General features: G+C 56.2%; 17 protein-coding genes. 7 read left to right on the top strand and 10 right to left on the bottom strand.

Annotated elements, in window-relative coordinates; translation table 11 throughout:
* Nucleotides 1-11 precede the first annotated feature (11 nt).
* From AC0TNG_RS18975 to AC0TNG_RS18985, 3 genes are all read right to left on the bottom strand, one after another.
* Nucleotides 12-1133 carry a M20 peptidase aminoacylase family protein gene (locus AC0TNG_RS18975; RefSeq protein ID WP_032647454.1) on the bottom strand — a complete coding sequence of 374 codons (1122 nt, stop codon included), beginning with the start codon at nucleotides 1131-1133 and terminating at the stop codon, nucleotides 12-14.
* Complete coding sequence (locus tag AC0TNG_RS18980) at nucleotides 1130-2131, bottom strand: LLM class flavin-dependent oxidoreductase (RefSeq protein WP_248164786.1); 1002 nt, start codon at nucleotides 2129-2131, stop codon at nucleotides 1130-1132. The genes AC0TNG_RS18975 and AC0TNG_RS18980 overlap by 4 nt, the downstream gene beginning before the upstream one ends.
* A gap of 110 nt (nucleotides 2132-2241) precedes the next feature.
* Nucleotides 2242-2781: an AAA family ATPase gene (locus AC0TNG_RS18985; RefSeq protein ID WP_473712639.1), complete on the bottom strand. Its 540-nt coding sequence runs from the start codon at nucleotides 2779-2781 to the stop codon at nucleotides 2242-2244.
* A gap of 345 nt (nucleotides 2782-3126) precedes the next feature.
* Between AC0TNG_RS18985 and AC0TNG_RS18990 the strand changes: the two genes are divergently transcribed.
* Entirely contained in the window at nucleotides 3127-4662 is a 1536-nt protein-coding gene (locus tag AC0TNG_RS18990) for a methyl-accepting chemotaxis protein (RefSeq protein ID WP_473712640.1), read from the top strand.
* On the opposite strand, the gene AC0TNG_RS18995 is transcribed toward AC0TNG_RS18990, so the two are convergent.
* Nucleotides 4659-5057, bottom strand: a complete 399-nt coding sequence (locus tag AC0TNG_RS18995; protein ID WP_024909649.1) for a (R)-mandelonitrile lyase — start codon at nucleotides 5055-5057, stop codon at nucleotides 4659-4661. The two genes, AC0TNG_RS18990 and AC0TNG_RS18995, sit on opposite strands and share 4 nt — an antisense overlap.
* A gap of 108 nt (nucleotides 5058-5165) precedes the next feature.
* On the opposite strand from AC0TNG_RS18995, the gene AC0TNG_RS19000 reads away from it, so the two are divergent.
* Nucleotides 5166-6080, top strand: a complete 915-nt coding sequence (locus AC0TNG_RS19000; RefSeq protein WP_473712641.1) for a LysR family transcriptional regulator — start codon at nucleotides 5166-5168, stop codon at nucleotides 6078-6080.
* Nucleotides 6081-6384: 304 nt separating this feature from the next.
* On the top strand, nucleotides 6385-7881 hold the full coding sequence (ansP, locus tag AC0TNG_RS19005) for an L-asparagine permease (RefSeq protein WP_473712642.1): 1497 nt from the start codon (nucleotides 6385-6387) through the stop codon (nucleotides 7879-7881).
* 51 nt (nucleotides 7882-7932) lie between these two features.
* Here the strand turns inward: ansP and yncE are convergent, their stop codons facing one another.
* Nucleotides 7933-8994, bottom strand: coding sequence for a 7-bladed beta-propeller protein YncE (gene yncE, locus AC0TNG_RS19010; protein ID WP_473712643.1), 1062 nt, complete (start codon nucleotides 8992-8994; stop codon nucleotides 7933-7935).
* 242 nt (nucleotides 8995-9236) lie between these two features.
* Here yncE and pqqU point away from each other — a divergent pair, with 242 nt between their 5' ends.
* Nucleotides 9237-11351 carry a TonB-dependent receptor PqqU gene (pqqU, locus tag AC0TNG_RS19015; RefSeq protein ID WP_473712644.1) on the top strand — a complete coding sequence of 705 codons (2115 nt, stop codon included), beginning with the start codon at nucleotides 9237-9239 and terminating at the stop codon, nucleotides 11349-11351.
* 118 nt (nucleotides 11352-11469) lie between these two features.
* On the opposite strand, the gene AC0TNG_RS19020 is transcribed toward pqqU, so the two are convergent.
* The 3 genes from AC0TNG_RS19020 to AC0TNG_RS19030 all read right to left on the bottom strand — a co-directional run bounded on the left by AC0TNG_RS19020 (nucleotide 11470) and on the right by AC0TNG_RS19030 (nucleotide 14075).
* Complete coding sequence (locus AC0TNG_RS19020) at nucleotides 11470-12138, bottom strand: GntR family transcriptional regulator (protein WP_024909654.1); 669 nt, start codon at nucleotides 12136-12138, stop codon at nucleotides 11470-11472.
* A gap of 255 nt (nucleotides 12139-12393) precedes the next feature.
* On the bottom strand, nucleotides 12394-13434 hold the full coding sequence (locus tag AC0TNG_RS19025; protein ID WP_473712645.1) for an NADP-dependent oxidoreductase: 1041 nt from the start codon (nucleotides 13432-13434) through the stop codon (nucleotides 12394-12396).
* 65 nt (nucleotides 13435-13499) lie between these two features.
* The gene (locus AC0TNG_RS19030) at nucleotides 13500-14075 is read right to left on the bottom strand and encodes a helix-turn-helix domain-containing protein (RefSeq protein ID WP_008501301.1); all 576 of its coding nucleotides are present in this window, start codon (nucleotides 14073-14075) and stop codon (nucleotides 13500-13502) included.
* 148 nt (nucleotides 14076-14223) lie between these two features.
* On the opposite strand from AC0TNG_RS19030, the gene AC0TNG_RS19035 reads away from it, so the two are divergent.
* Nucleotides 14224-14742, top strand: a complete 519-nt coding sequence (locus AC0TNG_RS19035; RefSeq protein ID WP_032647470.1) for a GNAT family N-acetyltransferase — start codon at nucleotides 14224-14226, stop codon at nucleotides 14740-14742.
* The gene (locus AC0TNG_RS19040; protein ID WP_008501299.1) at nucleotides 14739-15188 is read left to right on the top strand and encodes a DMT family transporter; all 450 of its coding nucleotides are present in this window, start codon (nucleotides 14739-14741) and stop codon (nucleotides 15186-15188) included. Before AC0TNG_RS19035 ends, AC0TNG_RS19040 begins: the two co-directional genes overlap by 4 nt.
* A gap of 3 nt (nucleotides 15189-15191) precedes the next feature.
* On the opposite strand, the gene AC0TNG_RS19045 is transcribed toward AC0TNG_RS19040, so the two are convergent.
* Nucleotides 15192-15425 (bottom strand): YdcY family protein, encoded by a 234-nt coding sequence (locus AC0TNG_RS19045; RefSeq protein ID WP_008501298.1) that lies wholly within the window; start codon nucleotides 15423-15425, stop codon nucleotides 15192-15194.
* A gap of 96 nt (nucleotides 15426-15521) precedes the next feature.
* Nucleotides 15522-17120 carry an ABC transporter substrate-binding protein gene (locus AC0TNG_RS19050; RefSeq protein ID WP_024907249.1) on the bottom strand — a complete coding sequence of 533 codons (1599 nt, stop codon included), beginning with the start codon at nucleotides 17118-17120 and terminating at the stop codon, nucleotides 15522-15524.
* Between the two features lie 283 nt (nucleotides 17121-17403).
* Between AC0TNG_RS19050 and AC0TNG_RS19055 the strand changes: the two genes are divergently transcribed.
* On the top strand, nucleotides 17404-18750 hold the full coding sequence (locus AC0TNG_RS19055; protein WP_473712646.1) for an SrfA family protein: 1347 nt from the start codon (nucleotides 17404-17406) through the stop codon (nucleotides 18748-18750).
* Nucleotides 18751-18753 lie beyond the last annotated feature (3 nt).

Consider the following 18753-nt stretch of genomic DNA (forward strand, 5'->3'; position numbering starts at 1 on the left):
CCTCTTAAGAATTAAACGTGTTGCAGGGCTTTTTCCGCAAGCTGTGCAAAATAGCGGGCAGCGGGCTCAATTAAGGCTTCATCCGGATTAAATGCCGGATGATGTAAACCGTACGGGCTGTTGCTGCCGATGCTGACAAACGCTCCCGGGATCTGCTGCAGATAGACCGCAAAATCTTCCCCGCCCATATGCAGCTCGGCGTGCCGGGTTTCGTATCCGGCGTCCCGGGCGACCGAGGTGGCGAAATCGGCCCAGCGTTCGTCATTCACCAGCGCGGTGGGCCCGGCATACCAGGTGATATCAATCTGCGCGCTAAAGGCGCTGGCAAACCCGGCAGCGATTTCGCCCACGCGGGCTTTCACATTCTGCTGCACTTCCGTGCGATGGGTACGCAGCGTGCCTTCCAGCTCGACGCTTTCCGGCAGCACGTTCCAGGTGTTACCGCCCGCAATGCGCGTCACGCTCAGCACCACCGAATCCAGCGTATTGACGTTGCGGCTGGCGACGCTTTGCAACGCCGTCACCAGCTGGCTCGCCAGTACAATGGCGTCGTTGCCTTCGTGCGGACGCGCGGCGTGCGCGCCCTTGCCGGTAATGCGGATCACAAAGCGGTCGACGTTGGCATAGAACGGACCGCCGCGGGTAGCGAACTCACCGACCGGCAGGCCGGGCTCGTTGTGCATGCCGAAAATGGCACTGACATCGCGTAAGGCACCGGCGCGCACCATGCTCTTCGCACCGCCAAAGTTCTCTTCGGCAGGCTGAAACAGGATCCGCACCCGGCCGTTAAGCGAGGCCTCTCGCTCTTTCAGCTTTAACGCGGCGCCGAGGATGACGCTGGTGTGGATATCGTGTCCGCAGGCATGCATTACGCCTGCACGCTGCGAGCTAAACGGCACGCCGCTGCGCTCTTCAATCGGCAGGGCATCAATATCCGCCCGCAGCGCAATCAGTTTGCTGCCCGAGCCGATTTCCGCCACCAGCCCGGTAGACAGGTCGTAAGGCTGCGGGGTAATCCCGGCATTCGTCAGCCACTGGCGCAGGCGCGTCGTGGTCTCCACTTCCTGGCCGGAAAGCTCCGGGTTCTGGTGCAGTTCGCGACGCCAGGCAATCAGCTGTTCGCCAAAGCTCATACGGTGACCTCCCTGTTAAGACGCGCCTCGGCGAGCAGGCGCAGCGACGCGACGCGCGTTGCTCCCTCCGCTACCGGCGTGTCGATGATAAATTCGTCAATGCCCCACTGCTGATGCAGCGCGTTGAGCTGTTCCACTACCGACTCAGCGGTGCCCGCCAGCAGCGACTGCGCACGACGTGCAATGCGCACCGGCTCGCTGCCCGCCTGGCGTGCAAAGGCGTAGGCCTGCTCTTCGCTGGCCACGGTGACGCGCTGCCCGTTTGCCAGCTCAACGCCCCACACCTCGACCTTCTGCGCCAGCGCGTCTGCCTCGGCCTGCGTCGGAGCGACAATCGCCTGCACCGCCACTATCACATCCCGCGCGCTGTTCTCACGCCAGGTCGATACCACCTCGCGCAGCAGATCCGGGTCACCGTTCAGGTGTGCGGCAAACACAAAGTGCCAGTCGAGCCTGGCGGCCAGCAGCGCGCTTTCGGTACTCGCGCCCAGCAGGAAACCTTCAGCAGGCAGCGGCGGCAGCGGCGTGGCGCGGACGGCTTCTTCAGTAGCGTGATGCTCAGGACGGATCCAGCGGTCGAGCTGGGCCAGCTGTTCGGCAAAGCTGCCCTTTTCCTGTTGATTCAGGCCCTGCTGCAGCGCGCGGGTTGAGAGCGGTAGTCCGCCGGGGGCCTTCCCGACGCCGAGATCCACGCGGCCAGGCGCCAGCGCGGCCAGCACGTTGAAGTTCTCGGCGACTTTATAGGGGCTGTAGTGCTGAAGCATTACGCCGCCGGACCCGACGCGAATGCGCGTGGTTTGCCCGAGGATCCAGGCAATCAGCAGCTCCGGGGAAGGGCTGGCAAGCTGTGGGGTGTTGTGGTGTTCGGCAATCCAGAAACGATGATAGCCCAGATTTTCTGCCTGCTGCGCCAGCGCCAGGGTACGCGCCAGTGCATCGGCAGCCGTTTCGTTTTCAGCGATGGGGCTTTTATCCAGAATGCTGATTCGCCATGACATGTTGCGTTCTCGTTTGACTTAACATGTCGTCATTATTAAAGGCGCATTTCACCACTGAGAAACAATTAATTTACATTTAGTTTGCCGGAAAACAGATATATAAAACCATGCTAAGAATAAGACTTTAAGGAGGCAATCAGCGTTTCCACCTGCTCCCGACGGGTAATGCGGACGAAGCGAATATGGCTATATTGCGGGTTTTGCAGATCGGCTTCATAGCGCGTGCGGTTGTTACGCCAGGTTTTCATCGTCCAGATGATAATCGATTCTCTGCTGAAGAACGCGCGCCGGAAACTCTCTTTATTCCCCGTTCCCGGCCAGAGCTCGTGCTTATGCCAGGCCCGCTTTATTGCTCGCGTGACGGCCTGCCAGAAGGTGCGGATAAACCCATAATCCACCCACACCACAACGTCTACATTGCGCCATTTCACAGGCCGCGTGCGGTTGTAGTTACCGTCCAGCACCCAGTCTGGCGACGCCTGTAGCGCCTGCTCCAGCTTTGCCTGAAACTCGTCGTCCGGCGTGCCCTGCCAGTCAGCCTGCCAGTAGAGTCTGTCCATCTCGATACAGGGAATAGCCAGTTCGGTCGCAATCCGCTTCGCCAGCGTGCTTTTTCCACTTCCGCTGGTTCCTATGACGTTAATTTTCACCTCAGCCTCCCTGTTTTTATGAAAATGAGACCAAATTATAGCGTTTTCATCCTGTTAACGAAACGCTATTTCAGCATGACAATTTTTCCCGGGAAGCGATCTCCCTCTTACAGTTTGGCTTATGTCATTTATTTAAAGCGTCTCCCAAAAACGCCTCTGAAAATATTTTCATTTTTATTACATTCGATAGCGTTAACCGTTTAAAAATAATATGTAGCGAGTATTTCAGACAGCCAAAAATTCAGAGAGAATAAGCAGCAGACAGTTATAAAAATAATCTCATTAATCTTGCCGGAGTGCTTTCCGGACGTTTTTTTATTCTTGCACAACATCATGGAGTTACTCATGAGGCGTAACACACCCGTTACACAAAACGAGTATTTACTTAACGCTGGTGCGACGTTAATGTCCACCACCGATACAAAAAGTCATATTACCTATGCTAATTCCGCTTTTATTGAAGCCAGCGGATATAAAGAAGAACATCTTCTTGGTGAGCCGCATAACCTCATCCGCCATCCCGACATGCCTGCCGAAGCGTTTGGCGACATGTGGTTTACCCTGCAGCAGGGCGAGACCTGGACAGGGCTGGTGAAGAACCGTCGTCATAATGGCGATCACTACTGGGTGCGGGCCAACGTGACGCCGGTCTGGCAGGGTGGATCCCTGACGGGCTATATTTCGGTGCGAAATATCCCCGCACGGGAAGAGATCGCAGCCAGTGAAAAACTGTATGCAAAAGTGCGTAATAACGAATTAAAACATTACCGTTTTTATAAAGGACTGTTAGTTCGACGCGGTTTATTTTCCTTTATGTCGCTTTTTAAATGTCTCAGCACCTGTAAACGAATCCATCTTGGTATTGCGACGACAGCGTTACTCTCCTGCCTGGCGGTGTATTTCTTCCCTGATAAACTTGTGCAGTCGGGGAGTCTGGCGCTGCTCTTTTCTGCCCTTGCCTGTTATCTTCACGCGCAGATCGCACGGCCGGTAAAATCTATTGTTCAACAGATGCAGCGCGTGGTTTCAGGACGTAAAACGGACTATTACCATTTTGACAGGATCGATGACATCGGGCTGATGATGCGCCTGGTGAATCAATCAGGTTTGAACCTGAATTCGCTGGTTGACGATGTCGGGGCGCAAATCAGCGGGATTGGCACCATCAGCCAGCAGGTCGCGAAAGAAGGTGCGGCGCTGCAAACGCGCTCTGAAGAAACCGCAGACTTTCTGCAGCAAACCGCATCTGCGGTGGAAGAGATCGCCAGCGCGGTGAAGCAGACGGCAGAAACCGCGAATGAAGCGATCCAGATGGCGGATCGCACCAGCGACAGCGCCCACTGCGGTGAAGCGATGATGAAAGAGACCATCGGTATGATGCAGTCCGTGTCGCAGGATAACGGCCAGATCGTCGATATTATCAGCGTTATCGATCGCATTGCCTTCCAGACCAATATTCTTGCGCTGAATGCCGCCGTGGAAGCGGCGCGCGCGGGTGAAGCCGGGCGCGGCTTTGCCGTGGTGGCGGCTGAGGTGCGCAATCTTGCGCAGCACTCCGCGACGGCGGCGAAAGAGATCAAAGCGCTGATCGAGAAAAACGTTGCCAGCGTCAACGCTGGCGTGGAGAAGGTGGTACAAACCGAATCACAGCTGACGGTCATGATCGACCATGTTCTGCAGGTTTCCACCTTGATTAAGGAGATCGGCCACGCCACCCAGGAACAAACCCAGGCGCTGACGCTGATCAACGCCTCCCTCTCCCGTATCGGCGCAATGACCCAGAGCAATACGGGGATGGTGGATAACGTCACTCACGCTGCGAATCACCTGACGCAGCGGACGACGCGCCTGCAGCAGGCAATTTCCGTTTTTGGCGGTTAGCCGTTCGGGTACTGCTCGTCAGTCACTTTTTCCAGCCATGTTACCGGGCTGCCGTTTACCGCTTCGGCGATGGCAAGATGCGTCATCGCCGTTTGCGCATTTGCGCCGTGCCAGTGCTTCACGCCGGGTGGGATCCAGGCGATATCGCCCTGATTCAGGATTTCCGCCTCTTTGCCCCACTCCTGTAACCAGCCGCGCCCCTGCGTCACAATCAGCGTTTGTCCCAGGGGATGCGTATGCCAGGCCGTGCGCGCGCCCGGCTCAAAGGTTACGGTTGCCCCGCCGACGCTGGCAGGTTCGGTCGCCTGAAAGGGTGCGTCAATCCGAACAGTGCCGGTAAACCAGGCTTCCGGTCCTCGTACTGAAGGTATTGAACCGCTGCGGATAATTTTCATCTTTTGCTCCTCGTTGACTGTTGCGTTAACAGTAGCGCAAAGCACTCGGCAGCATTAGGGTGCATAATCAGATAGGACACATGACTGAAACTCATAAATAGAACCGCGATGCTAAAAGATAATTTCAACGATCTGCTCTCCTTTATGGTGGTGGCCCGCGAGCGTAGCTTTACGCGCGCAGCGGCGCAGCTGGGCGTCTCGCAATCGGCACTGAGCCATGCGATGCGCAAGCTTGAGGCGCGATTAGACGTTCGCCTGTTAACCCGCACAACCCGCAGCGTGGTTCCGACACCCGCGGGTGAGCAGCTTTTTTCGCGCCTCAGCCCGCATCTGCTGGAGATCGAACAGGAACTCACGGCGCTTCGCAGCACCCGCGACAAACCCGCAGGCGCTATCCGCATCGTCGCCGGCGAGCACGCGATGGATGCCGTGCTCTGGCCGGTCCTGAAGGCTTTTATGCTGCAATATCCTGACATTAACGTCGAAGTGATGGTCGACAATGGCCTGACAGATATCGTAGATGGCCGCTTCGACGCAGGGGTTCGCCTGGGTGAACAGGTGGCAAAAGACATGATTGCGGTGCGGATTGCGCCGGACATGCGCATGGCGGTCGTCGGCTCCCCGGATTACCTGGCTCGTTTTGGCGTGCCGCTCGTGCCGGAGCAGCTGAGCGAACACCGCTGTATCAATCTCCGCCTGCCCACCCGAGGGGGATTATATGACTGGGAATTTGAGCGCGACGGGCGCGAGCTTCGCGTGCGGGTTGACGGACAGCTTACGCTGAATAACCTGTCGCAGCGTATCGACGCCGCGGAAAATGGCCTCGGATTAGCCTACGTGCCCGAGTCCTCGGTCCTGGACGCTCTAAATCAGGGACGGCTGGTCAGGGTCCTTGAATCGTGGTGCCCCACGTTTGAAGGATATCACCTCTATTATCCGAGCCGTCGGCAGCACACAACCGCGTTCAGGTTACTTCTCGATGCCCTGCAGCAGCAAAAATTTATACCATCTGGTAATAATTAAGAGAATCTGATGATTAAATAATCAACCTCGCCATTGTTTTGACTAAAAACTCATCACGATTCAGCGTGTTGTGATCCCCGTCTGCTCTGACCACACGATTTCCTTCGACGTGCATCACTTTCGGCACGGTTATATTTTGCGTCGCTTATGAATTGCAGGTAGGATGCCTCGCCATGTTTCGCCTTATCCATACGCAGAATGACTGGGAAGGCGACATGTGTTTGCGCAGAAGCAATCGTTTGTATTGCTTTCTGCCAGGCAGGACTATCACGATAATGGTTCAGACAGGCAAACAGGTAACTCAATGAAAACAAGCAATAAAAGCGCAGCCGATCATCATGCTGCTAAACGTCGCTGGTTGAACTCTCACGAAGAGGGCTACCACAAAGCGATGGGCAACCGTCAGGTTCAAATGATCGCCATCGGCGGCGCTATCGGAACGGGTCTGTTTTTAGGTGCTGGTGCACGCCTGCAGATGGCTGGCCCGGCTCTCGCCCTGGTCTATCTGGTGTGCGGGATCTTCTCTTTCTTCATTCTCCGCGCGCTGGGCGAACTGGTACTGCATCGCCCTTCCAGCGGAAGCTTCGTCTCTTACGCCCGTGAATTCCTCGGTGAAAAAGCGGCTTACGTTGCGGGCTGGATGTACTTCGTCAACTGGGCGATGACGGGTATTGTCGATATCACCGCCGTTGCGCTGTATATGCACTACTGGGGCGCGTTTGGTGATGTGCCGCAGTGGGTGTTTGCGCTTGGTGCGCTGGCGATTGTCGGCACCATGAACATGATCGGCGTGAAGTGGTTCGCGGAGATGGAGTTCTGGTTTGCGCTGGTAAAAGTGCTGGCCATCGTGGTGTTCCTGGTCGTGGGTACCGTCTTCCTCGGCAGCGGTAAGCCGCTGGATGGCAATGCCACCGGCTTCCACCTGATAACCGATAACGGCGGATTCTTCCCGCACGGTCTGCTGCCTGCGCTGGTACTGGTTCAGGGCGCCGTGTTCGCCTTCGCCTCTATCGAACTGGTTGGCACCGCGGCAGGTGAATGTAAAGATCCGCAGACGATGGTGCCAAAAGCCATCAACAGCGTGATCTGGCGTATCGGTCTGTTCTACGTCGGTTCCGTGGTGCTGCTGGTTCTGCTGCTGCCATGGACTGCCTATCAGGCGGGCCAGAGTCCGTTCGTGACCTTCTTCTCTAAGCTGGGCGTGCCTTACGTGGGCAGCATCATGAACATCGTGGTCCTGACGGCGGCGCTCTCCAGCCTGAACTCCGGCCTTTACTCTACCGGTCGTATCCTGCGCTCCATGTCGATGGGCGGTTCCGCGCCGAAGTTCATGTCGAAGATGAGCAAGCAGCAGGTTCCCTATGCAGGGATTCTGGCCACGCTGGTGGTTTACGTCTTTGGCGTGTTCCTGAACTATCTGGTGCCGTCCCGCGTATTTGAGATCGTTCTGAACGTGGCTGCACTGGGGATTATCGCTTCCTGGGGCTTTATCGTGGTCTGCCAGATGCGTCTGCGCAAGGCGATTAAAGAAGGCAAAGCGGCTGATGTGAGCTTCAAGATGCCGGGCGCACCGGTGACCTCCTGGCTCACCCTGCTCTTCCTGTTCAGCGTGCTGGTGCTGATGGCGTTCGACTACCCGAACGGTACCTACACCATCGCGACGATTCCGCTGCTGGCGGTACTGCTGATTGCCGGCTGGTTCGGCGTGCGTAAGCGCGTTCACGAGATCCACAGCACCGCGCCGGTTCATCACGACGATGAAAAACACGACGCACCGCTGGTGGAAGAAACCTCGCGTTAAGCATCCAGAAAGCATTAAAAAGGGAAGGCAAATGCCTTCCCTTTTTTTATCTTACAGCGCGATACGAATGACATCGTCAGGCTGGGTGGCTTCCTGCTGGCGGGTGGATTTTTGTTTCACCGTCACATACAGCGTTTTACCATCGGCAGAAAGCGCCAGGCTGTTCGGGTAGACCGGCGTGTCGAACGTTTTAGTCACCTTATACGTTTTCGCATCAATCACGCTCACCTTGCCGGCTTCACGGTGGGTCACGTAGGCTTCGTTGCGGGCCGGGTTAAACAGGACCGCCAGGGATTCCGGCGCGGCGATTTTCTCGATCAAGCTGCTGTCTTTCAGGCTCACCACCAGCACTTCCGGCTGTTTTGAATCGGTCAGGAACGCACGCTGACCGGCTGTGTCGAGGCTCAGGTTCAGGTAGAAGTGCTCTTTCCCGTCATCCTGCACTTTTTTACGGCTCAGGATTTTGTTGGTGGCCGTATCAATGGTTAACAGCTCGCCGTCCGCATTCGTGGTATAGAGACGTTTCGCCTGCGCATCCAGCGCCAGACCGGTGCTGTAGGTGCCAGTATTTGCAATGGTCTCTTTCAGCTTCAGCGTTGCGCCATCCACGACCCAAATCACGCTCTCTTTGCCGACACCGGTGATGTAAATCGTGTTGCTCGCGTCATCCGCCACCAGCTGGCGCGGCTGCAGCGGTTTGACGGTTTCGCTGCGTTGACGCCCGTCCAGCACCAGACGTCCTTTTACGTCGCCCGTTTTTGCATCAATCGCGGTTACCGCGCCGTTGATGGTGTTGCCAAACCACAGGGTTTGCGTCGCGCTGTCGAGAGTGGCACCAAAGGGTTTCAGATCGCTATGGATCGCCTGCGTCACGTCCAGCGTGACCGGATCAAGACGGTAAACAACCCCGCCCTTATCGGTTTTGCGGCTTTGCGAGGTCGCCACCCACAGCGCATTCTCCTGCTGGCTCACGGCCATTTCATACGCCCCTTTGCCCACCGCTTTACGCAGCATCTCTTCGGCGGCATGCGCCTGGAACGTCCCGGCGAGCAGTAAAGTGGCAGACAGCAGTGACAGGCTCAGACGCGGCGAGCACAGATGACGTAAAGACATAACAATTCCTTTTCTGAAAAGAGGGGTTTGGGCTGACATCACTTCCGGCAGGCAACGTCATGGCATCGCCTTTTGATAATGAGAATAGTAATCATTAATCAACTGAATGTGGAGTTTTTCTTTCCCACACCACCTTTCATTAACGCAATGTGCGGTTATAGTTTTCAAAACATTTACAAAACCTTTAACATGTATGGACATGTTCCATTTGGTTCGTTTATACACCACAACCGGTTTTATTCATGAAAATCATTTCTGCCCGTAAGGCCTCTCTCCCGCTGCTGCTGGTTCCCGTTACTTTCGCGCCGCTCACCGCTATGAGCGCGGAGGAACAGACCATGATCGTCAGCGCCACGCCGCAAACCGTATCGGAGCTGGATACCCCGGCCGCGGTCAGCGTCGTCAATGGCGATGACATGCGCCACGCCGCGCCTCGCATCAACCTGTCTGAATCCCTCGGCAGCGTCCCGGGACTGCAAATTCAGAACCGCCAGAACTATGCTCAGGATCTCCAGCTTTCGATGCGTGGGTTTGGCGCCCGCTCAACTTTTGGCGTGCGCGGTATCCGTATGTACGTCGACGGTATCCCTGCCACCATGCCGGACGGACAGGGCCAGACCTCCAACATCGATCTCTCCAGCGTAGAGAGCGTTGAAGTGCTGCGCGGCCCCTTCTCTGCCCTGTACGGCAACGCCTCTGGCGGCGTGATTAACATCAACACCCAGACCGGTCAGCAGCCGCCGACTATTGAAGCGAGCAGCTATTACGGCAGCTACGGTACCTGGCGCTATGGCATGAAAGCCACCGGCGCGATGGGTGATGGCACCCACGCGGGCGATGTGGATTACACCGTTTCCACCACCCGTTTCACCACCAAAGGCTACCGCGACCACAGCGGCGCGCGTAAGAATCTTGCCAACGCGAAGCTGGGCGTGCGTATTGATGACGTCAGCAAGCTGACGCTGATCTTCAACAGCGTGGACATGAAAGCCAACGATCCGGGCGGTCTGAGCTATCAGGAGTGGCAGAATAATCCGCGTCAGTCTCCGCGTGGCGATCAGTACAACACCCGTAAGACCATCAAACAGACCCAGGCTGGCCTGCGCTACGATCGCCAGCTCAGCACCCAGGACGACCTCAGCGTGATGATGTACGCCGGTGAGCGTGAAATGACGCAGTACCAGTCGATTCCCTGGCAGCCGCAGCTGAAACCTTCCCACTCCGGTGGGGTGATCGATATGCAACGCCACTATCAGGGCGTGGATACCCGCTGGACGCACCGTGGCGAGCTGCTGGTGCCGGTGACGTTTACCACCGGCCTGAACTACGAAAACCTGAGTGAAGATCGTCGCGGCTACGAGAACTTTGTGATGAGCAACGGCGTGCCGGACTACGGCGTCAAAGGCGATAAACGTCGTGACGAACGTAACCTGATGTGGAACGTCGATCCTTATCTGCAGAGCAGCTGGCAGCTGACGCAGAAACTCTCTGTCGATGCGGGTGTCCGCTACAGTTCGGTCTGGTTTGATTCCAACGACCATTACGTTACGCCGGGCAACGGCGACGACAGCGGTGACGCGAGCTATCACAAGTGGCTCCCGGCGGGCGCCGTTAAGTATGCGGTGACTGACGGGTGGAACCTCTACGCTGCCGCAGGGCGTGGATTTGAAACGCCAACCATCAACGAACTCTCCTATCGTGCGGATAATCAGGGTGGTCTGAATATTGGCCTGAAGCCATCCACGAACAACACCTATGAAGTGGGCAGCAAAACCCGCATCGGCAACGGCCTGCTGACGGCGGCGTTGTTCCGCACCGATACGGATGATGAGATCGTGGTGGACTCCAGTTCCGGCGGCCGCACAACCTATAAAAATGCCGGGAAAACACGCCGTCAGGGTGTGGAAGTTTCCCTGGATCAGCAGTTCGCGGAGAACTGGAAGCTGAAGATGGCGTGGACGTACCTGGATGCCACCTACCGTACTAACGTCTGCAGTGACGCAGACTGTAACGGTAACCGCATGCCGGGGATTGCGCGCAACATGGGCTTTGCCTCGTTTGGCTGGCAGCCGGAGGAAGGCTGGTACGCGGGCACGGACGTGCGTTACATGAGCGACATCATGGCCGACGACAAAAACACCGCGAAAGCGCCGTCGTACACGGTAGTCGGGTTGAATACCGGGTATAAGTTTAACTACGGCAACTGGGGAATGGATGTCTTTGGCCGCGTCGATAACCTGTTCGATAAAGAGTACGCGGGCTCGGTTATTGTCAACGAGTCCAACGGCCGTTATTACGAACCTGCACCAGGCCGTAACTATGGCGTCGGGCTGTCGGTCTCTTATCGCTTCGAGTAAGAAAAAGAAAAGTTTATTTTATTAATGAAATAACCCTCCTGATGGCAATAAGCCATCAGGAGTTATTCACCAAATAAATAATTAGGCGCAGTATATAGTCGCTCTGTTAAATAATCTCTCAGTTAAAATATTGTCGCTGTAAAAGAAAATCCGCTTCATCAATCAACTTATCAATTGCCTTCTGGCTGGCATCCACATCTCTCCGCTCAAGGGCTGAAAGAAGCTCATCATAGTGATACGTTGACGTTTTGATGTCGTTAAGTTCCTGATGCAGGTAGTTCATACAGGGTCCGATGCGCACCCATAACTGTTCAATTAAGGCATTAAGCGTAGGCATTTCCGCATATTGATAAAGCGTAAACCGGAAGATGCGATTTGCATGCAATGCCTGCTGAACGTTTCCATTGCGCATAGCCTCATGGAAGGCCTCTGACATTTTGCGCAACGCCTCCAGCTTGCCGTCTGACATATTCTGGCATGCAGCAGCAACCGCCATCGGCTCAAGCTGTTTTCTGATGGCGTTAATCTCGTTATAACGCTCCAGCGTCACCTCAGGGACCAGAAATGCCTGCGCTGGCGTGGCGTGAAGCGCGCCTGAGGAGACCAGGCGCAGCAGCGCTTCGCGGACCGGCGTAATACTGGTGCCTAATTTATCAGCAATCTCTTTCGTAATCAGTCGTGCTCCTGGTTTGAGGGAGCCTGTAATTAACGCCCCTTTCAAACTGTGTTCAACCTGCATGGTAAGGCTAACCCTTTGGGCTTTTTCTAAGTGATCCAAATCAAGCATGTGGAATTCCTGTAGCTAAAACTTAATGCTATTTTTAAACGCCAGTTTTAATAAAACGGCGCCGGTACGATATATCCTGTATCGTCATGCCTGGTGGTGGGAAGTACGTAAAACAGCCAAAAAAAGCAAACATCATTTTTTTATCGTTTTCGGCCTCATCCGGGATGATGGCGCGAAAAACCCTGTCCAGTAATTAAAGACAATATATCGTATCTTCACAAATAAATATGGCGGGAAACCCCGCCATTGTGCGCTTTATTTATTGTCACTCGCGACGCGAATCACGACTTTGCCGAAGTTTCGTCCTTCCAGCAGGCCAATCAGCGCCTCGGGAGCATTTTCCAGGCCGTCCGTCACCTGTTCGCGATAGTGGATTTTCCCCTCTTGCACCCAGCGCCCCATCGCCTCCTGGAACTCATGAATGCGGTGCCCGTAGTCCTGGCCGATGATAAAGCCCTGCATACGAATGCGTTTCTTCAGGATGGTCGCCATCAGGAGCGGGAGGCGATCTGGCCCTTCGGGCAAGCCCGTCGCATTGTAGCCGCTCACCAGGCCACACACCGGCACGCGGGCGGAGGTGTTCAGCAGGGGCAGCACAGCATCAAACACTTTCCCGCCGACGTTTTCATAATAGACATCAATACCGTTCGGACAGGCGTGTTTCAGCTGGTCGGCAAAATCCGCCGCATGGTGATCCAGACACAGGTCAAAGCCGAGAACCTCAACGGCATGGCGGCATTTCTCTTCACCACCGGCCACGCCGACCACCCGGCAACCTTTGATTTTGCCGATCTGCCCTACTGTCGCGCCAACCGGGCCGGTCGCCGCAGCCACCACCAGCGTTTCACCCGCTTTCGGTTGACCAATATCCAGCAGCCCCATATAGGCGGTAAAGCCCGGCATACCCAGTACGCCCAGCGCCCAGGAAGGATGAGACGGATTTTCACCCAGCTTCACCAGACCGCTGCCGTCCGAGAGTTCATACTCCTGCCAGCCGCTGTAGCCCAGCACCCATTCACCGGCTTTGAAGTCGGGATGGTTTGACTGCTCAACGCGGCTGACCGTTCCCCCCACCATCACCGCACCGATCTCAACCGGCGGTGAATAGGATGGCGCATCGCTCATGCGCCCCCGCATATAAGGGTCCAGCGACAGCCAGACGGTACGCAGCAAAAGCTGCCCCGCACCCGGTTCCGGAACAGGCTGCGTTTCCAGACGAAAATTGTCCGCGACCGGCGCACCCTGTGGACGAGAGGCCAGTACCCAGCGGCGATTTTGCGAAACAGGTTGGTTCATCAGGATCTCCTTCTGGTAAAAATGTCATTACAGCCTGGCTCACGATCGGCGTTATCGCATTAGCATTACGAGCCAGACTGATTGAGGCGTACAACCAGATAGATGCAGGTTTCATTCGTCTCGTTGATGAACCGGCAGTCATTCGGCGGCCCCAGCTCGAGACAGTCTCCGGCGTGCATCTCGTGGCGCGTATCGCCCTCCTGGAACACCAGCTCACCGGACTGCAGCCAGATAAGCTGACGTGCCAGCGCGTAAGAAGAGGCAGGCATAGGAACATCGCTGCCCGCAGGCAGTTCAACCTGAACCAGGTCGATGGGCAGATCGGTACGGGGAGAAACATGGCGGCGGAGGTAGTGCGTCTGCGGATCGCGCCAGACGGGCTGGTTTGCCAGGCGCAGCAGCTTGCCTTCCTGCATTTCGGCCCGGGCAATCAGCGTTGACATGCTGATGCCAAACGCGCCAGACAGGCGGGCAAGCAAGGTGGCCGTCGGGCTACTGTCTCCGCGTTCTATCTTGTGGATCATCGCGCGTGAGACCCCTGCCCGGTCCGCCAGCTCGCTCAGGGACCACCCGCGAGACTCGCGTTCAAGGCGAATTCTTGCGCTAATCCGTTGATTCATCGTGTCTGTTATGGTGTTCATGACGTCATACTATAGTGTATGAACGGCATTTCAATGGGCTTTTGATAACAAAAAAATATGGCTTATGCCGTAGCGATCGGGGGATACAGTTGTGTAATATCGTAGCGATAACGTAATACTATAGTGAACAACACACAGAGGCTTCATCATGATCGTTCGTCATGCCTGCAAAGAAGACTGCGCTGCGATAGGCGAGATTTACAACCACGCGGTGCTGCATACTGCCGCGATCTGGAACGATAAAACCGTCGATACCGATAACCGAATCGCGTGGTTTGAGGCGCGCACGCTGGCGGGTTATCCGGTTCTGGTGAGCGAAGAAGACGGTGTCATCACCGGCTACGCCTCTTTCGGCGACTGGCGCGCCTTCGACGGTTTTCGTCATACGGTTGAGCATTCGGTCTACGTCCATCCGGCCCATCAGGGTAAAGGGATTGGCCGAACGCTGATGAAGGCGCTGATTAACGAGGCCCGCGCCATCGGTAAACACGTGATGGTGGCCGGCATTGAAGCGCAAAACCATGCCTCGATTCATCTCCATGAGACGCTCGGCTTTGTGACGACCGGACAAATGCCGCAGGTGGGAACCAAGTTTGGCCGCTGGCTGGACTTAACCTTTATGCAGCTGCAGCTGGACGAGCGCAGCGATCCGGACGCTATCCCATGAATCAGTCACTGACGCTGGCGTTTCTGGTGGCGGCGGGCATCGGTCTGGTGGTGCAAAACACCCTGATGGTGCGTATCACCCAGTCCTCTTCCACCATTCTCATCGCGATGCTGCTGAATTCGCTGGTCGGCATTGTGCTGTTTGTCAGCATTCTGCTGCTGAAACAGGGCGTCGCGGGATTCAGCGAGCTGGCCGCAACGGTGCGCTGGTGGACGCTTATCCCGGGGCTGCTGGGGTCGTTTTTCGTGTTTGCCAGCATCAGCGGTTATCAGAACGTTGGCGCGGCGACGACCATCGCCGTGCTGGTCGCAAGCCAGCTGATAGGCGGGCTGGTGCTGGACGTGCTGAGGAGCCATGGCATTCCGCTTCGCGCCCTGATTGGCCCGGTGTGCGGCGCGGTGATGCTGGTGGTCGGGGCCTGGCTGGTGGCGCGACGCCAGTTTTGATCGTTAAAGTATGGTGCCGCCTTTCGTCAGCTGTTCCTCACGCGCGTCCATCTCTTCTTTATGCTGCTTACCGTGATGCGAAATCGCGGTGCGCAGACGCTGCTGCTGGGTGTAGCGATCTTCACGGCTCAGCTCTGCATCATCGCTTAATTCAATCAGCAGTTCGTTCATGTGGGTGATGACGCTCTCTTCGATGGCGGCATCGACGCGGGCGATAACTTCGTTTAAATGTGACATTGTCACTCCTTGTGAATTGCCGGGTGGCGGCTACGCCTTACCCGGCCTACAGGGGGAACCGTAGGCCCGGTAAGCGCAGCGCCACCGGGCACACGATCAGTTCAGCTTCGCTTTCGAGAAATCGCTGCCCATCAGGCTTACGCTGTACCCGGTCACGTTGCTGCGGGTCGCGTAGAACGTTTTCCCGTTGGCCAGCGCGATCCACGGCGCCTGCTGGTAGAAGATCTCCTGCGCCTGGCTATAGAGCTTCGCGCGCTCGGCCGGGCTGCTGGTCAGCTTCGCTTTTTGCACCAGGGCATCATACCCCTTATCGCACCAGCGCGCGGCGTTTGAGCCGGTTTTAATGCTGTTGCAGCCGAGCAGCACGTCGGCAAAGTTGTCCGGGTCGCCGTTGTCGGACATCCAGCCAAACAGCGCGGAGTCATGTTCGCCTTTACGCATTCCGGAGAGATATTCGCCCCACTCGTAGGAGACAATTTTGGCCTTCACGCCAACTTTGGCCCAGTCGCTCTGGATCATCTCCGCAATACGACGCGAGTTCGGGTTATACGGACGCTGAACCGGCATTGACCACAGCGTGACTTCCGCGCCCTTCTCCAGACCCGCCTGCTTCAGCAGGGCTTTCGCTTTTTCAGGATCGTAGCTGTAGTCCTTCAGGTCTTTATTGAAGCCCAGCATATTTGGCGGGATCGGCGATTTTGCCACCGTGCCCGATCCCATAAAGACCGCATTAACGATGGCCTTCTTGTCGGTCGCGTAGTTAAGCGCCTGACGCACCAGCACGTTATCAAACGGTTTTTTCTCGGTGTTAAACGCCAGATAACCGACGTTCAGCGCATCGACCGAGTGCAGCGTCAGGTCTTTGTTGTTCTTGATGGCGTCAAACTGAACCGGGGACGGCGCAGGAATAATCTGGCACTCGTTGGTCTGCAGCTTCGCCAGGCGGGTTTCCACGTTTGGCGTAATGGAGAAGATGAGATGCTTCGTCGGCACTTCACCTTCCCAGTAGTTCGGGTTCGCAACGTAGCGGATCAGCGAATCCACTTTGTACTGCTGCAGCACGTAAGGCCCGGTACCAATCGGCCAGGTGTCCACGTTCTCAGGCGTGCCTTTTTTCAGCATCGCGTCGGCGTATTCAGCGGAGAGAATCGAGGCGAAATCCATCCCCCAGTCGGCCAGGAACGCGGCGTTGGGCTCGCTCAGGGTGAACTGAACGTGGTAATCATCGACCTTTTTAACGTCCTGGATCAGCTTATCGAGACCCACATCGTTAAAGTATTCGTAGTTGCCCTGCGACACGTTGTGGTACGGGTGTTTAGGGTCTTTCTGACGCATGACCGAGAAAATGACGTCATCAGCATTAAAGTCGCGCGTCGGTTTGAAGTATTTGTTGCTGTTGAACTTCACTCCTTTACGTAGGGTAAAGGTATAGGTCTTGCCGTCCGGTGAAATCGTCCAGGACTCCGCCAGCGACGGCACCGGAGTGTTTTTCACCGGGTCAAAATTGATCAGACGGTTATACAGCACCTGGGAGCTGGCCACAAAAGATGGGCCAGAGCTGGCGATTTGCGGGTTGAAGGACTCGGGAGACGCTTCAGAACAGTAAATAAGCGTATCGTTGTTTGCCGCCCATGCGGCACCGGCTGGTAACAGCGCGCTCAGCGCAAGGGCGAGCAGTGTTTTCCCTGTAGACATGGTTATAACCCTGACAGTTTTATTATATAGGACAGTAATAACAGCACAGGCGGTATGACCTGGCAAATAACGAAACACTATCAGGTTATTCTAAAGCCGCGTTTTTCGCTGGTTTTACAGCCAGCGCCCAAAAAGATGATTTGCCTTAAGGCCCATTATTCGTCAAGCACAACCGTCACTTTCTATGCCGCAAGAAATCGGCGCTTTTAGCGTCTCTTCCTCCGTTTGTTTGCTTCCTCGTTTCGTTAAAGTAATGGTGTGAAGAAGTATATGGGATCAAATCGTGGCAAAAACTCTTTTACGCAGCGGTAATCTGGATGACTTTCAGGCCGTTGGCGGCGGCGGACAAGCCGTTTTCGAATCAGCGTTACAAATCCGGGAAGCGCTCCGGTTGCGCAAACAACAGGCCATCGTCGACTGTCTGGCAATTCCTCAGGTCAACGACAGCGGTGACCGTGTGGACTGGTATTCCCCGGTTGAAGGGAGCGTAACCAGCTGGAAAGCGGCAGATGAAGATGACCGCTATCGCGCCCTGCGCTATCTGGAAAACACGCTCGCCAGCGTCGAGTCGTTAAGCAAGAAATGCCTGCAGTCGCCCAAAACCGCGCAGCAGCTTTTTGGTTCTCTGCTGTCGAAGGCGTTTCAGTTCCCGGGTGAAAACTTCCTCTTCCTGGTAGACGGAAAGCCGGTCATCAGCTTCTGGGGGTTTGTAAACCTGAACGAGAGTGCGCGCGACGATGTCCTCGACTGCCTGCGTGAATCGCTGGTCCCTGAGCCTGCTCCCGTTGTCATTGAAGATCCTGAACCGGAACCTGAGCCAGAACCGCTGGTGACCTTTGAACAGGCTGACGAGCCGCTGATCGCCCCTTCCACGGTGGTGCGCATTACGCCGGAAGATCTGTATGAGCCAGAACCGGCCCCGGTCGTGGCGCAAGGCGTTCAGGAAACGCCCCCGGCGATTGTCGCGAAAAAGCGCCGCGTCCCACTGTGGACGCTGCCGGTTGCCGCCGTGATCGTCGCCGCCATTGCCGCCCCACTGCTGTGGCCAAAACAGTCGCCTTCCGCTGACCCCGCTCCGGCACCTGCACCAGAGCCCGTCGAGATTGCGCCAAAACCGATCAAAGCGGTTGAACCACTGGCGATGAAATTACCGCTGCATCAGGCAGAGGTCGTGGCCAGCAAAGAAAAAGAAGCAGTTCCGGCGCCTGCACAAACAACCGCTCCGGTGGTTATTGTCGCCATCCCGAAAGATGCCATGGTGATGGAAGCGAATCAGGTAAAAGCGGGATCGACGCGTTTCCTGAACGGTACCTGGCGTGCGGTTCTCGACGTGAAAGATCCGGTTACCGGCAAGCCGCCATCAATGCGCTATCAGATCCAGAACAACAAAGGTTTCGCCCGGGTTGTCCATGGCGATAACGTGGTCTGCCGTGCGGAGGTCTTCTCCGGGCTGCACAGCAATGGCGAGCTGATGATTAAAAGTCGCGGTACCGCCCGCTGCACCGACGGTTCCCGCTACCCGATGCCGGAGGTTGCCTGTAAAGCCGGCACCAGCGATATCGCGGAATGTCGCGCCCGTTATGATGCCAACACCGTCGTCCCACTGACGTTCAAGAAAGCAGGTGCCTGATCC

It is taken from the genome of Enterobacter sp. PL_is514 (genome assembly GCF_055816715.1).